This is a genomic window from Streptomyces sp. SM1 (assembly GCF_002910825.1).
In the GTDB taxonomy this organism is placed as follows: Bacteria; Actinomycetota; Actinomycetes; order Streptomycetales; family Streptomycetaceae; genus Streptomyces; species Streptomyces okerensis.
Genome location: NZ_NEUB01000735.1, coordinates 3732 through 17729 on the forward strand (window position 1 = coordinate 3732; position 13998 = coordinate 17729).

The following is a 13998-nucleotide window of genomic DNA, read 5'->3' on the forward strand; positions in this document are numbered from 1 at the left end:
GGCGCACCCGCCGCTTCGGCCCGCCCCGGCCGCTGCCGCCCGCCCCCGTGATCCTCGTGGAGGGCGTCGGCGCCGGCCGCCGCGCGCTGCGCCCGTATCTGGCGCTGCTGCTGTGGATGGATCTGGACCGGGAGGAGTCCTGGTCCCGGGGACGGGCACGGGACGGTGCGGAACAGCGGGAGTTCTGGGAGGGCTGGGTCCGCGCGGAGGGCGAGCACTTCGCGGGCGACCCCTCGCGCCCCTTCGCGGACCTTGTGGTGCGGCAGCGCGGGGAGGGATACGAGATGCTCAACGGGCCTGCCGGGACAGGTGATTCACCCCGTCCACTCACGCAGGGTGACGGACCGTCGGCAGCGTGGTGATCCGGTGAAGAGCGGTCCTCGGACAAGTTGCCGGAGTACCCCCTCTCCGCTTGACCGGGGGCCCGGGCAGGTCTTACGTTCTCAATGTGCGGCACTTCGGAGCCGCCCGCGGACACGAAGCCCCCGGTTGTTCCCCCGTGATCGGGGGCTTCGTTCTGCCCTCTGCACGGTTTTCGACCGCTCGGCGGCATATGACGATCACCCTGGGTCACTGCCCGGCCGGTGTCCCGTTCTCCCCCTCGCTCCCCCACCCGCACGGCACCCTTCGGACGTGACGCCACCGCGGGTACGATGCCCTCGGTGCGTCACGGACACTGCTTCGCGCATCTTGCAACTCCGGTCCGCGGTAGAGCGGTTCGACCACAGGGAGCCGACGGGCGAGGGCCGGCCGGCACGCCGACGGGGGCACGGTTCGTGGGGGACGTGATGGACTTCGCCGCGCAGGGCCCGCAGGCCCCGGCCGACCTCGCCTGGCTGCGGGGCGTGGACGCCTACACGGTGGGCGCCTATCCGCAGGCGGAGGAGGAGTTCCGGACGGCGGTGCGGATCGACCCAGGGATGGCCGACGGCTGGCTCGGGCTGCACGCGCTGCGCGTCGACACGACGACGGCGCTGCTGCGGATGTTCCGCCACCGGGAGCGCTTCGGCGAGCAGCGCACCCGGCACCGGCGCACCCTCAACTCCTGGTACTGGCTGGGCTGGTGGGTACAGCCGGTACTGGAGAGCCCGCGCGATCTGCTGCTGGCGCACGCCTCGCACTGGCTGGACGGCCGCCATGTCCCCGAACTGGACCGGGCGCTGGCCGGTCTCCCCCCGGTGGACACCGATCCGCAGGTCCGCTTCCTGCACGCCTGCCGATCGTATCTGGTCAAGGACTGGGAGCAGTTGGTCCGGCACACGGACTCACTGGCCGAGGACCCGGTGCTGGGCATCGAGGCGGGGCTGTTCGGCGGCATGGCCCGGGTACGTCTGGAGATGTACGGGCAGGCCGAACCGCTGCTGTCGGCGTCGCTGATGCGCTGCCGCAGCGAACAGCCGCAGCGCAAGGAGCTGCGCTACTGGCTGGCCCGCGCCCATGAGGGGACCGGCCGCAGCGCCGCCGCGCTCCCCCTGTACCGGGCGGTGCACCGGGTCGATCCGGCCTTCATGGACACCTCCGCCCGGCTTGCCGCGATCGCCGAGGGCGACGGTTACGACGATGCCGCCGATCTCGCCGCGATCACCCTCGCCGGTGCCGGGGACATGATCGACGGTCCGGACACGCTCGACCCGCTCTTCGGCAACGAGGGGCGGGACCTCCGGCTGTCCGAACCCGGGCAGCCGCCGGCCCCGCCGGCGTCGGTCACCGGCCCGGGGGCGCGGGAGCGGGCGGGCGGTTCCGCGTGGCCGCTGCCGACGGGCCCGACCGATCCGGCGCTCCTGGAGGAGGCGCTCGCGGAACTGGAGCGCATGGTGGGCCTTGAACCGGTGAAGCGCCAGGTCAAGGCGTTGTCGGCGCAGTTGAACATGGCCCGGCTGCGGACCGGGCAGGGGCTGCCGGTGCAGCCGCCGAAACGGCACTTCGTCTTCTCCGGGCCGTCGGGGACCGGCAAGACGACGGTGGCCCGCATTCTGGGCCGGGTCTTCTACGCCCTCGGGCTGCTCGGCGGTGACCATCTGGTGGAGGCCCAGCGGGCGGATCTGGTGGGTGAGTACCTCGGGCAGACGGCCGTGAAGGCCAACGAGCTGATCGACTCCGCGCTCGGCGGCGTGCTGTTCGTGGACGAGGCGTACTCGCTGTCCAACTCGGGGTACGGCAAGGGTGACGCGTACGGGGACGAGGCGCTCCAGGTGCTGTTGAAGCGGGCGGAGGACAACCGGGACCATCTGGTGGTGATCCTGGCCGGGTATCCGGAGGGCATGGACCGGCTGCTGGCGGCCAACCCCGGGCTGTCGTCACGGTTCACCACGCGGGTGGACTTCCCTTCGTACCGGCCGCTGGAGCTGACTTCGATCGGTGAGGTGCTGGCCGCGGAGAACGGGGACGGGTGGGACGAGGAGGCCCTGGACGAACTGCGGTCGATCGCCGGGCATGTGGTGGACCAGGGGTGGATCGACGAGTTGGGGAACGGGCGGTTCCTGCGGACGCTCTACGAGAAGAGCTGCGCGTACCGGGATCTGCGGTTGTCGGTGTATCCGGGGGCGTTGACCCGGGAGGACCTGGCGACGTTGCGGTTGCCGGATCTCATGCAGGCGTACGGGGAGGTGCTGTCGGGGCGAGGACCGACCGGGCCTCCCTCCAGCGGGCTGTGAGGCACCGGCGTGAGGCCGGCGTACGGGGTTGCCACTCGCTCCGCTGAAGGGGTGCCCCTCAGGCCTGCAAGGCACTGGGGGAGACACGACTGCCCGCGGTCGGAACGTGCGGGCGGTCAGGTGGTCAGGGTCTGGCCGGCGGTGCCGGCGGTGCGCTGGGGGGTCAGGGTCACCTCTCTGTGGGCCGGGTCGCGTACCTCACCGACGAGGAGTTCCAGGACGTCCTCCAGGGCGACCAGGCCCAGGACCCTGCCGGCGGGTTCGGAGACCTGGGCGAGGTGGGTCGCGGCGCGGCGCATCACGGTGAGGGCGTCGTCCAGGGGGAGTTCGGGGCGCAGGGTCGGCATCGGGCGCCAGAGCTGCTGCGGGACGGCGCGGTCGGCGTCCTCCAGGTCCAGTACGTCCTTGACGTGGAGGTAGCCCAGGAAGACGCCGCCGTCCCCGGCCACCGGGAAGCGGGAGTACCCGGTGCGGGCGGTGAGCTCCACGATCTGCCCGGGGGTGACCGCGGGTGTGACCGTCACCAGTGACGCACCCTCCAGCAGAACGTCGGTCACCGGGCGGGAACCCAGCTCGAGCGCGTCCTCCAGCCGCTCGGCCTCCTCGGGGTCGAGCAGGCCCGCCTGGCCGGAGTCCTCCACCAGCCGGTTGAGCTGCTCGCTGGTGAAGACGGCCTCGATCTCGTCCTTCGGCTCGACGTGGAAGAGCCGCAGCACGGCGTGGGCACAGGCGCCGAGCGCGACGGTGACCGGCCTGCACAGGCGGGCGAACCAGACCAGGCCGGGGCTCAGCCACAGCGCGGACGTCTCCGGGGCCGCCATCGCCAGGTTCTTCGGGACCATCTCGCCGATGACGAGGTGGAAGAAGACGACGACGGCGAGCGCGATGACGTAGCCGAGCGGGTGGATCAGTCCGTGCGGCACGTGCATCCAGGCGAAGGCCGGCTCCAGGAGATGGGCGACCGTCGGTTCGGCGACCGCGCCCAGGGTGAGCGAGCAGACGGTGATGCCGAACTGGGCGGCCGCCATCATCTGCGGCAGGTGCTCCAGGCCGTACAGCACCTGGCGGGCCCGGGCGGTGCCGAGCGGTTCGATCTGACTGCGGCGGACCGAGACCAGCGCGAACTCGGCGCCGACGAAGAAGCCGTTGGCCAGCACGAGCAGCGCGGCGAAGAGCAGTTGCAGGACGCTCATCCGGCCACCTCCACCAGCGGCAGCGGGGCCGTTCTGACCAGGCGGACGCGTTCGGCGCGGTAGTGGCCGACCCGTCGGACCGACAGGCGCCAGCCGGGCAGTTCCGCACGGTCACCGACGGCCGGGATACGGCCGAGCAGGTCGGCGACCAGGCCGGCCACCGTCTCGTAGGGGCCCTCGGGCACCTCCAGGCCCAGGCGCAGCAGGATGTCGACGCGGGCTCCGCCGTCGACGTCCCAGGCCGGGTTGCCGTCCTCGGGCGGGGCCGCGGTGACTTCGGGGACGTCCTGTCCGTCGTGCTCGTCGCGCACCTCGCCGACGATCTCCTCGACGATGTCCTCCAGCGTGACCACGCCGGCCGTGCCTCCGTACTCGTCGACGACGACCGCGATGGGCTGTTCGCTGCGCAGCCGTGTGAGCAGCGGCCGTACGGGCAGGGTCTCGGGGACCAGCAGGGCAGGGCGGGCGATGCGGCCCACGGGGGTGCGCAGCCGGTCCGGTACGGACACCGCGAGGGCGTCCTTGAGATGGACCATGCCGGCGATCTCGTCGATCCGGTCCCGGTACACGGGGAAGCGGGACAGACCGGTGGCCCGGGTCAGGTTGACCACGTCCTCGGCGGTCGCCGACGTGTGCAGGGCGCTGACCCGCACGCGCGGGGTCATGACGTGCTGCGCGGTGAGCTCGCCCAGGGACAGGGTGCGGACGAAGAGATCCGCCGTGTCCTGTTCCAGGGCTCCGGCCCGGGCCGAGTGCCGGGCCAGGGAGACGAGTTCGCCGGGGGTGCGGGCGGATGCCAGCTCCTCGGCGGGCTCGACGCCGAGCAGGCGCACCAGGCGGTTGGCCACGGCGTTCAGCCCGGCGATGACCGGGCGGAACAGGCGGGCGAAGGCGTGCTGCGGTCCGGCCACGAAGCGGGCGACCTGCAGTGGGCGGGAGACCGCCCAGTTCTTGGGCACGAGTTCGCCGATCACCATCTGCACGGCCGAGGCCAGCAGCATGCCGACGACGACGCAGACGCCGGGGACCGCTCCCCCGGGTATGCCGACGACGGTGAAGGGGCCGTGCAGCAGTGCGGCGAGCGCCGGCTGGGCCAGCATGCCGACGACGAGGGAGGTGATGGTGATGCCGAGCTGGGTGCCGGAGAGCTGGAAGGACAGTTCTCTGAGTGAGGCGACGACCCGGCGGGCGCGCCGGTCGCCGCTCGCGGCGGCCCGTTCGGCGTCCGCACGCTCGACGGTGACGAGGCCGAACTCGGCGGCCACGAAGAATCCGTTGGCCAGGATCAGCAGGAACGCGGCTGCGAGCAGCAGCAGGGGGGTGGTCATGATGCCGCCGCCTCCACATGTACGCGAACCCGGGAGGCCGGGTCCGCGCTATGTCGGCAGGGGGCGGCGCAGATACTGCAGGACGATCCGTCCATCGCCGGAGAGGGTCACTCCTCGGGTAGCTGTTGCCCCTGGGCCACCGGGCGGGGCGGCAGGGGCACGGACGCCGTCGTCGCGTCCGTGCCCACCAGATTAGTCAAGACATGGGCGATTGCGGCAGGTGGATGTCCCCGGCGCTTCGCGGAGCCGCCCCCGGGTGGTTCCGGAGTTGCGGATCGGCAGAGCTGCCGGACTGTCAGCCGCCCGCCGTGCCGGGACCGGCCGCGGAGCGGTCCTCGGCCAGCGCCCGCAGGGCGCGTGCGTCGGCGACGGCGCGTGCCCGGGCGATGCCCGGCTGGATGCCGAGGGCGGGCATGCTGGTGCCGTCGCTGAGGTCGAGGAAGACCCAGGGATCACCCGCGCGGAGGTTCACCCGTAGGATCTGTGCCCACTCCAGGCGGCGCCGGCTCATGATGTTGACGACGGTGACGCCCGCCTCGTCGGCGACGACCTTGGGCCGGGCCAGCAGGAAGAGCACTCCTGCCAGCAGGGCCGCGGTGAAGACGAAGCTGATCCGCTCCCCCGGGCCGAGCTGCTCCAGCAGCAGCGCGATCAGGGTGATGATCGCGAACAGCGCGGTGCCGGCCGTGAGCAGCACCGCCCGGGTACGGGCCGGGCGGAAGGTGACGGGCAGGGCGGGCAGCGGGCCCGGCGTGGTTTCCGGCATCAGGGTGCTCCGGGTCCCGGTCAGAGGCGGCAGGCGTGGATTGCCGTGGTGAGGATGGCGCGGGCGCCGATGTCGTAGAGGTCGTCCATGATCCGCTGCGCTTCCTTGGACGGGACCATCGCGCGGACGGCGACCCAGCCCTCGTTGTGCAGCGGGGAGACGGTCGGGGACTCCAGGCCGGGGGTGAGCGCGACGGCCTTCTCCAGCTGCTCGACCCGGCAGTCGTAGTCCATCATCACGTACGTACGGGCGACGAGGACGCCCTGGAGGCGGCGCAGGAACTGCTGCACCTTGGGCTCGACGGTCTCGGCGGCGGCTCCGGCGGTGCCGGTGCGGCGGATGACGACGGCCTCGGACTTCATGATCGGCTCGCCGACGACCTCCAGTCCGGCGTTGCGCAGCGAGGTGCCCGTCTCGACGACGTCCGCGATCACCTGGGCGACACCGAGCTGGATGGCGGTCTCGACGGCGCCGTCGAGGTGGACGACGGAGGCGTCGATGCCGTTGTCGCGGAGGTGCGCGGCGACGATGCCCTCGTACGACGTGGCGACGGTCTTGCCCGCCAGGTCCGCCAGGCCGCCGATGCCGCCCGGCTTGGTGGCGTAGTGGAACGTGGAGCGGGCGAAGCCGAGGGGGAGGATCTCCTCGGCTTCGGCGCCGGAGTCGATCAGCAGATCGCGTCCGGTGATGCCGATGTCGAGCTGCCCGGAGGCGACGTAGATCGCGATGTCGCGCGGGCGGAGGTAGAAGAACTCCACCTCGTTCGCCGGGTCGACGATCCGCAGTTCCTTGGACTCGCGGCGCTGCTGGTAGCCGGCCTCATGCAGCATCTCCCCCGCGGGGCCTGACAGGGAACCCTTGTTGGGGACGGCGATGCGCAGCATGAGGTCGGCTTCCTTTGTGTGTGAAGGGGTGGTGGGACCGCGGACGTGCGGCTTTACAGGTGGGCGTAGACGTCGTCGAGGGAGATGCCGCGGGCGACCATCATCACCTGGACGTGGTAGAGCAGCTGCGAGATCTCCTCGGCGGCCGCTTCCCTGCCCTCGTACTCGGCGGCCATCCAGACCTCGGCGGCCTCCTCTACGACCTTCTTGCCGATGGCATGGACGCCCTTGTCGACCAGCTCGGCGGTGCGGGAGGTGGCGGGATCGCCGTGGGCGGCCTTGTGCTGGAGCTCGGTGAAGAGCTCCTCGAACGTCTTCTTGGACATGGTGGTCCTTACCCTACGCGCTGACGGGGACTGCTCACCGCCAGGGTTCGGATACCGAACGCAGGCAGGCCGCGGTCGCCACGGCCGCGGTGACCGCCTCGTGGCCCTTGTCCTCGCTGGAGCCGTCCAGTCCGGCGCGGTCCAGGGCCTGCTCCTCGGTGTCGCAGGTGAGCAGACCGAAGCCGACGGGCACACCGGTGTCGACCGAGACCTGGGTGAGGCCCTGGGTGACGCCCTGGCACACGTAGTCGAAGTGGGGTGTGCCGCCCCGGACGACGACGCCGAGGGCGACGACCGCGTCGTAGCCCCGGCCGGCCAGGACCTTGGCGACGACGGGGAGTTCCCAGCTGCCGGGGACCCGGAGCAGGGTCGGCTCGTCGATGCCGAGGTCGTGCAGGGCGCGCAGGGCGCCGTCCACCAGTCCGTCCATCACCTTCTCGTGCCACTGTGCCGCGATGACGGCGACCCGCAGGTCCCCCACGTCTCGTACGGACAACTCCGGTGCACCCTTGCCGCTCACGTCTCTCCTCGGTGGTTCTCGTTACTGGTTGCCGCAGGCGGGCACGGTCGGCGTGTCCAGCCAGGGCAGGTCGTGGCCCATCCGGTCCCGCTTGGTGCGCAGGTAGCGGAGGTTGTGCTCGCTCGCGGTGACGGGCATCGGCTCACGCCTGATGACCCGGATGCCGTGGCGGACGAGCGCGTCGGACTTGTCGGGGTTGTTGGTCATCAGCCGGACGCCGCGGACCCCGAGGTCGGCGAGGATCTGCGCGCCGGCGCCGTAGTCGCGGGCGTCGGCGGGCAGACCCAGCTCGAGGTTGGCGTCCAGGGTGTCCCGGCCGCGCTCCTGGAGTTCGTAGGCGCGCAGCTTGGACATCAGGCCGATGCCGCGTCCCTCGTGTCCGCGCAGGTAGACGACGACACCCCGGCCCTCGGCCTGGATGCGGTCGAGGGAGGCGTCCAGCTGGGGGCCGCAGTCGCAGCGCTGGGAGCCGAAGATGTCGCCGGTGAGGCATTCGGAGTGGACGCGGACGAGGACGTCCTCGCCGTCGCCGAGTTCGCCGTGGACGAGGGCGACGTGTTCGACGCCGTCGACGGTGGAGCGGTAGCCGTACGCGGTGAAGGTGCCGTGGGCGGTGGGCAGCCGTACCTCGGCCTCGCGGCGGACGGTGGGTTCGGCGGAGCGGCGGTACGCGATCAGGTCCTCGATGGAGATGATCGTCAGGCCGTGCTTGCGGGCGAACGGCACCAGTTCGGGCAGCCGCAGCATGCGGCCGTCCTCACCGGCGATCTCGACGATGGCGCCGGCCGGGCGCAGTCCCGCGAGGCGGGCGAGGTCGATGGCGGCCTCGGTGTGGCCGTCGCGCACCAGGACGCCGCCGGGGCGGGCGCGCAGCGGGAAGACGTGGCCGGGGCGGACGAAGTCGGCGGGCTCGGAGGTGCCGGCCGCCAGCAGCCGGAGGGTGGCGGCACGGTCGGCGGCGGAGATGCCGGTGGTCACTCCGTGGGCGGCGGAGGCGTCGACGGAGACGGTGAACGCGGTCTTCATCGACTCGGTGTTGTCGTCGACCATCTGCGGGAGGCGCAGCCGGTCCAGTTCGTCCCCCTCCATGGGGGCGCAGATCAGGCCGCGGCACTCGCTCATCATGAAGGCGACGATCTCCTCGGTCGCCATCTCGGCCGCGATGACGAGGTCGCCCTCGTTCTCGCGGTCCTCGTCGTCGACGACCACGACGGGCCGGCCGGCCGCTATGTCGGCGACGGCCCGCTCGACGGGGTCGAGCCGGAGGTCGAGGTCCTCGGTGTCGTAGAAGATCGGTGCCGCACTCATGCCGGCGCTCCTTCCAGGGCGGGCCGCGCGTCACGGGAGCGCAGCCACCAGTCGCGCAGGCCCCACAGGACCAGTGCGCCGTAGATGACGTAGACGAAGCCGGAGAAGGCGAAGCCGTTGGCGAAGTTCAGCGGGACGCCGACCAGGTCGACCAGCAGCCAGGCGAACCAGAACTCGACCATGCCGCGGGCCTGGGCGTACATGGCGACGATCGTGCCGACGAAGATGTAGGCGTCCGGCCAGGGGTCCCAGGACAGGGACGGGTAGAGGGTGAACAGCCCGCCGACGGCGAGGGTGCCGAGGACGGCCCCGGCCAGCAGTGCGCCCCGCTCGCGCCAGGTGGCGAACCGTACGGCGATGGAGCCGTCCTGCGCCTGCTGCCGGCCGCGGTTCCACTGCCAGAAGCCCCAGGAGGCGACCAGCATGACGACGATCTGCTTGCCCGCGCTGCCGGAGAGGTGGGCGGTGGCGAACGCCCCGAAGAGGACCAGGCCGGAGAGGAACTGGGCGGGCCAGGTCCAGATGGAGCGGCGCCAGCCGAGCGCGAGGGCGATCAGGCCGACCACGTTGCCGATCATGTCCGACCACTTGATGTGCTGGCCGAAGAGGGTGAACGCCTCGGAGTTGAGCCAGTTCACCGGGCCGCCCCCGTCCCGGTGACGCGGTCGCCGAGCATCCGCTCGACGTACTTGGCGATGATGTCCACCTCGAGGTTGACCGGGTCGCCGGGCTGTTTGCGGCCGAGCGTGGTCAGGGCGAGGGTGGTGGGGATGAGGCTGACGGTGAAGTGGTCGTCCGCGGCGTCGACGACGGTGAGGCTGATGCCGTCGACGGTGATGGAGCCCTTCTCCACGACGTAGCGGGAGAGGTCCGCGGGGAGCGAGATCCTCACGATCTCCCAGTTCTCCGACGGCTCGCGCCCGAGGATCTCGCCGGTGCCGTCGACGTGGCCCTGCACGATGTGGCCGCCGAGGCGGGAGCCCACGGCCGTGGGGCGCTCGAGGTTGACGCGGGAGCCGACGGCGAGGGCGCCGAGGCTGGAGCGGCTGAGGGTCTCCGCCATGACGTCGGCGGTGAACTCGTCGCCCTCGTGCTCGACGACCGTGAGACAGACGCCGTTGACGGCGATGGAGTCGCCGTGCTGTGCGCCCTGGGTGACGACGGGGCCGCGCAGCCGGAAGCGACAGGCGTCGTCGAGGGTCTCGACGGCGGTGATCTCGCCCAGCTCTTCGACGATTCCGGTGAACACTTCCCGGGTCCTCCTGCCTGTGGGGCACGGACTCCGGGGCTGCCGACGAGAGCAGAAAGTACGAGCGGGAACACCGGGAGCGACGCCGGACGGAGCTCGCCTCGACGGCGAACCGGTACGGCGGCGCGCATGGATGCCCGCCCGCCGCGCACTGCCTCCCATCCGGACTTTAACCGTCGGTCCAGGAATTTCACCTGGTCAACCGGCCGCTGGAAGCGACCGGGTCGCGGACTGTAACCGCCGGTTCGGACTTTCACCGACCCCGGAGTGCGCTGCTACTGGTACAGGGCCAGTTTGCCACGACCGGACGCACTCCATGCGGGCGAGGGGTGTGGAGTGGCTCACAGGCGGTGACGTCCGGGACGCCGAGCGTCGCACCCCGGGCAACTCCCCCCGCGCCGCCGGGCCTTGACGCCCCGCAATTGGTCCATACCTATTGACGGCGGCTACTTCGACGCCGACGGGGACCGGGTGGACTCCGGCGGCTTCTACTCGATGGCCACCAACGCCGACGGCTCGGTCAACCAGGCCGGCATCGACACCTTCACCGACTCGGCGGTGGACTTCCTGCGCACGTACGGCTTCAACGGCGTCGACATCGACTACGAGTACCCGACGACGATGAAGGACGCGGGCAACCCGCTCGACTGGTCCTTCGCCAACGCCCGCCGGGCCGGGCTGGTCAAGGGCTACGCGGCGCTGATGAAGACACTGCGCGAGAAGCTGGACCGCGCGGGCGCGGCCGACGGCAGGCACTACCTGCTGACGGTGGCGGCCCCCTCGTCGGGCTATCTGCTGCGCGGCATGGAGACCTTCCAGGTCCAGAAGTACCTGGACTACGTCAACATCATGTCGTACGACCTGCACGGCGCCTGGAACGAGTACGTCGGTCCGAACGCCTCGCTCTTCGACGACGGCAAGGACGCCGAGCTGGCCGCCGCGGGCGTCTACACGACCTCGCAGTACGGCGGGACCGGCTACCTCAACACCGACTGGGCGTACCACTACTTCCGCGGCTCGATGCCGGCCGGCCGGATCGACATCGGGCTGCCGTACTACACGCGCGGGTTCAAGAACGTCACGGGCGGCACGGACGGGCTGTGGGGCAGGGCGTCCTCGACCGACTGTCCGGCGGGCTCCGGGCTGACCAAGTGCGGTGACGGCGCGACCGGAATCGACAATCTCTGGCACGACCTGGACACGAACGGCGAGGAGTCCCCGGCGGGCTCCAACCCGATGTGGCACGCCAAGAACCTGGAGAAGGGCGTCGTCGGGGACTACGTCACGGACTACGGCTTCCCGGCCGACACGCGGCTGACCGGCACGTACGCCCGTAAGTACGACTCCACACTGGTCGCGCCCTGGCTGTGGAACGCCGAGAAGAAGGTCTTCCTGTCCACCGAGGACGAGCAGTCGGTGAAGGCCAAGGCCGACTACGTCGTCGACCGGGGCATCGGCGGCACGATGGTGTGGGAGCTGGCCGGTGACTACGACTGGAACGCGGCCACGGGGCAGTACGAGCCGGGCTCGACCCTGACGACGGCGATGTACGAGAAGTTCAAGTCCGCCTCCCCGTACGGCGCGACGCGCGCGACGACCGAGATGCCCTCCGAGGCGCTGGACATCGGCGTCGGCTTCGGGCAGTTCCCGCTCGGTGACTCCAACTACCCGATCAGCCCCAAGCTGAGGATCGCCAACAACACGTCCACGGCCCTGCCCGGCGGCACGGAGTTCCGGTTCGACTACGCCACCTCGGCACCCGGCAACGCCAAGGACCAGTCCGGGTGGGGTACGACGGTGATCCGCTCCGACCACACGGGTGGCAACGCGGGCGGCCTCGACGGCGACTACCACCGCGTGTCGCTGAAGCTGCCCGCCTGGCAGTCACTGGCACCGGGCGCCTCGGTGGAGCTGGACCTCGTGTACTACCTGCCGGTGTCGACGCCGTCGAACTGGACGGTGACGTTCGGCGGGAAGACGTACGCCCTGGCCGGGGACCTGGCGCGCGGGACCACGGTCGTGGAACCGGGCGAGGGGACCCCGACGGACCCGACGACACCGCCCGGTGAGGGCGGCGACTGCGCGGAGCCCGCCTGGGACGCGGCGACCGCGTACGGCGGGAGCAGCGTCGTGTCCCACGCGGGGCACCTCTGGAAGGCGCAGTGGCGGACGCGGGGTGAGGAGCCCGGGACGACCGGCGAATGGGGGGTCTGGCGGGACCAGGGGGCCTGCTGACCTCCACGCGAACCGGCCCGGCGGTGGTGACGACGGCCCTTGCCCACCGCCGGGCCTCACCATGCGCGGATGCGGGCGGCGGGTCACCCGGCGAAGCTGGAGGGCGTACGGCGTCGGCCGGCACGCGTGATGTCACATCCGAGGTGGCTGATCCGTCCCAGGTCGACGAAGGGCGCTCCGCCGGGGAGCGCCGGGTGTCCGAAGGGGCTGAACGGCATGACCACGATCCTGGTGACCGGCGGTACCGGAACCCTCGGCCGGCATCTCACCGAGCGGCTGCGGGCGGCCGGGCACGAGGTGCGGGTGCTCAGCCGGCACGCGCAGCCGTACGCCGTCGATCTGCGCGAAGGCGGAAGCGGGCTGGACGCGGCCGTCACGGGCGTGGACACGGTGGTGCACTGCGCGACGTCACCGCGCGGTGGCGACGAGAAGGCCGCGCGGAACCTGGTCGCCGCGGCGCGGCGGGCCGGGGTGGGGCATCTCGTCTACATCTCGATCGTCGGCGTCGACCGCGTGCCGTACGGCTACTACACGTCCAAGCTGGCGGTCGAGCGGCTGATCGAGGACTCGGGGATCGGCTGGACGGTGCTGCGCGCCACCCAGTTCCACGATCTGGTTCTCACCGTGCTCCACGGCCTGGCGAAGCTGCCCGTCATGCTGCTGCCGGCCCGGGTGAAGGACCAGCCGGTCGATGTCACGGAGGTCGCGGACCGGCTGGCCGAGCTGGCCCAGGGTGCTCCGGCGGGCCGCGTCGACGACATGGGCGGACCGGAGTCCGGACGTTCGACTCTCTGGCCCGGGCGTATCTGCAGGCCACGGGCCGGCGCCGCGCGGTGGTGAAGGTTCCGCTGCGCGGCGCGGCGTACCGGGCCTTTCGCGAAGGGCTCCACCTCGCTCCGGAGCATGCGGTCGGCAAGGGGACGTTCGACGAGTTCCTGGCGAAGCGGGCAGGAGCGCGTGTCGTGCGCCGGTGAGGGGTGACGGCGCCGGCCGCGGGTGGCACGGGTGGCTTGCGCGGTGTCTGCGGGGTTCCTCCGCGTTGTGCCGGGCCGGAGGGTGGCGCAGCCCGGCGCTCGCGGGGTGCCTCCCCCACTCTCGGCTTCGCTCGAGCGGGGGACCCCCATCGCCCACCCGTGCCGCCCTGCGGCACGCCTGCCCGCGGAGGGCGGCGAAAGCGGGGGAAGCGCCCGGCGGGAGCGGGAAGGTCAGTGGGCCGGTGCGCCGAAGAGTTCGTTCTGGGCCTGGTCGCGGGCCGTCAGGAGGGCTCCGCGCAGCACCGCACCGCCGCCCAGGGTGCTGGGACGTACGTCGGCGGGCAGCGGTGACATCGTCGCCAGGCGCTCCCGCACCCGGGCGGCCAGTACCTCACCGCCCGCCTGTCCGACCTCCCCGCCCAGGACCACGCATCCGGGGTCCAGCAGCGCGACCACCGACGCGACGCCCACCGCGATCCGGTCGGCCAGGGTGTCGAGGAACGGCGCGCCGGCGGAGGCGGTGACGGCTGTCCGTACCGCGTCGGCCGCCTCCGTGGCCGC

The 13998-nt window shown here is 71.7% G+C and carries 14 protein-coding genes, 1 pseudogene and 1 riboswitch; of the genes and pseudogenes, 4 read left to right on the forward strand and 11 right to left on the reverse strand.

The window, feature by feature from the left end; genetic code table 11:
- Together B9S61_RS42470 and B9S61_RS21410 are read left to right on the forward strand one after the other, a co-directional pair.
- Positions 1-362: hypothetical protein (locus B9S61_RS42470; protein ID WP_258039773.1), on the forward strand; the 362-nt coding region annotated here is incomplete at its 5' end.
- Positions 363-788: 426 nt separating this feature from the next.
- Positions 789-2654, forward strand: coding sequence for an AAA family ATPase (locus B9S61_RS21410; RefSeq protein WP_103543711.1), 1866 nt, complete (start codon positions 789-791; stop codon positions 2652-2654).
- 116 nt (positions 2655-2770) lie between these two features.
- Here the strand turns inward: B9S61_RS21410 and B9S61_RS21415 are convergent, their stop codons facing one another.
- The 9 genes from B9S61_RS21415 to B9S61_RS21455 form a co-directional block, all read right to left on the reverse strand.
- A complete protein-coding gene (locus B9S61_RS21415; protein WP_103543712.1) occupies positions 2771-3847 on the reverse strand; it encodes a hemolysin family protein in 1077 nt (358 codons plus the stop codon).
- Positions 3844-5175, reverse strand: a complete 1332-nt coding sequence (locus tag B9S61_RS21420) for a hemolysin family protein (RefSeq protein WP_103543713.1) — start codon at positions 5173-5175, stop codon at positions 3844-3846. The genes B9S61_RS21415 and B9S61_RS21420 overlap by 4 nt, the downstream gene beginning before the upstream one ends.
- 295 nt (positions 5176-5470) lie before the next feature.
- Positions 5471-5941 (reverse strand): PH domain-containing protein, encoded by a 471-nt coding sequence (locus B9S61_RS21425; RefSeq protein ID WP_103543714.1) that lies wholly within the window; start codon positions 5939-5941, stop codon positions 5471-5473.
- A 20-nt stretch (positions 5942-5961) separates the two neighbouring features.
- Positions 5962-6825, reverse strand: coding sequence for an ATP phosphoribosyltransferase (gene hisG / locus B9S61_RS21430; protein WP_103543715.1), 864 nt, complete (start codon positions 6823-6825; stop codon positions 5962-5964).
- Positions 6826-6878: 53 nt separating this feature from the next.
- Positions 6879-7151, reverse strand: coding sequence for a phosphoribosyl-ATP diphosphatase (locus B9S61_RS21435; RefSeq protein ID WP_103543716.1), 273 nt, complete (start codon positions 7149-7151; stop codon positions 6879-6881).
- A 34-nt stretch (positions 7152-7185) separates the two neighbouring features.
- On the reverse strand, positions 7186-7671 hold the full coding sequence (gene ribH, locus B9S61_RS21440; RefSeq protein WP_103543717.1) for a 6,7-dimethyl-8-ribityllumazine synthase: 486 nt from the start codon (positions 7669-7671) through the stop codon (positions 7186-7188).
- Between the two features lie 21 nt (positions 7672-7692).
- The gene (locus tag B9S61_RS21445) at positions 7693-8979 is read right to left on the reverse strand and encodes a bifunctional 3,4-dihydroxy-2-butanone-4-phosphate synthase/GTP cyclohydrolase II (RefSeq protein WP_103543718.1); all 1287 of its coding nucleotides are present in this window, start codon (positions 8977-8979) and stop codon (positions 7693-7695) included.
- A complete protein-coding gene (locus tag B9S61_RS21450) occupies positions 8976-9617 on the reverse strand; it encodes a nicotinamide mononucleotide transporter family protein (protein WP_103543719.1) in 642 nt (213 codons plus the stop codon). The genes B9S61_RS21445 and B9S61_RS21450 overlap by 4 nt, the downstream gene beginning before the upstream one ends.
- Complete coding sequence (locus B9S61_RS21455) at positions 9614-10228, reverse strand: riboflavin synthase (RefSeq protein WP_103543720.1); 615 nt, start codon at positions 10226-10228, stop codon at positions 9614-9616. Before B9S61_RS21455 ends, B9S61_RS21450 begins: the two co-directional genes overlap by 4 nt.
- Positions 10229-10372: 144 nt before the next feature.
- Positions 10373-10503: riboswitch (FMN riboswitch) on the reverse strand.
- Positions 10504-10636: 133 nt separating this feature from the next.
- On the opposite strand from B9S61_RS21455, the gene B9S61_RS21460 reads away from it, so the two are divergent.
- On the forward strand, positions 10637-12463 hold the full coding sequence (locus B9S61_RS21460; RefSeq protein ID WP_258039774.1) for a chitinase C-terminal domain-containing protein: 1827 nt from the start codon (positions 10637-10639) through the stop codon (positions 12461-12463).
- An 83-nt stretch (positions 12464-12546) separates the two neighbouring features.
- Here the strand turns inward: B9S61_RS21460 and B9S61_RS42475 are convergent, their stop codons facing one another.
- Complete coding sequence (locus B9S61_RS42475) at positions 12547-12681, reverse strand: hypothetical protein (RefSeq protein ID WP_258039775.1); 135 nt, start codon at positions 12679-12681, stop codon at positions 12547-12549.
- Between B9S61_RS42475 and B9S61_RS21465 the strand changes: the two are divergent.
- Positions 12680-13437 (forward strand): annotated as a pseudogene (locus B9S61_RS21465) (SDR family oxidoreductase). The gene B9S61_RS42475 and the pseudogene B9S61_RS21465 overlap by 2 nt on opposite strands.
- A gap of 231 nt (positions 13438-13668) precedes the next feature.
- Here B9S61_RS21465 and B9S61_RS21470 read toward each other — a convergent pair.
- On the reverse strand, positions 13669-13998 hold a 330-nt coding region (locus B9S61_RS21470), incomplete at its 5' end, for an ROK family protein (protein ID WP_146064910.1).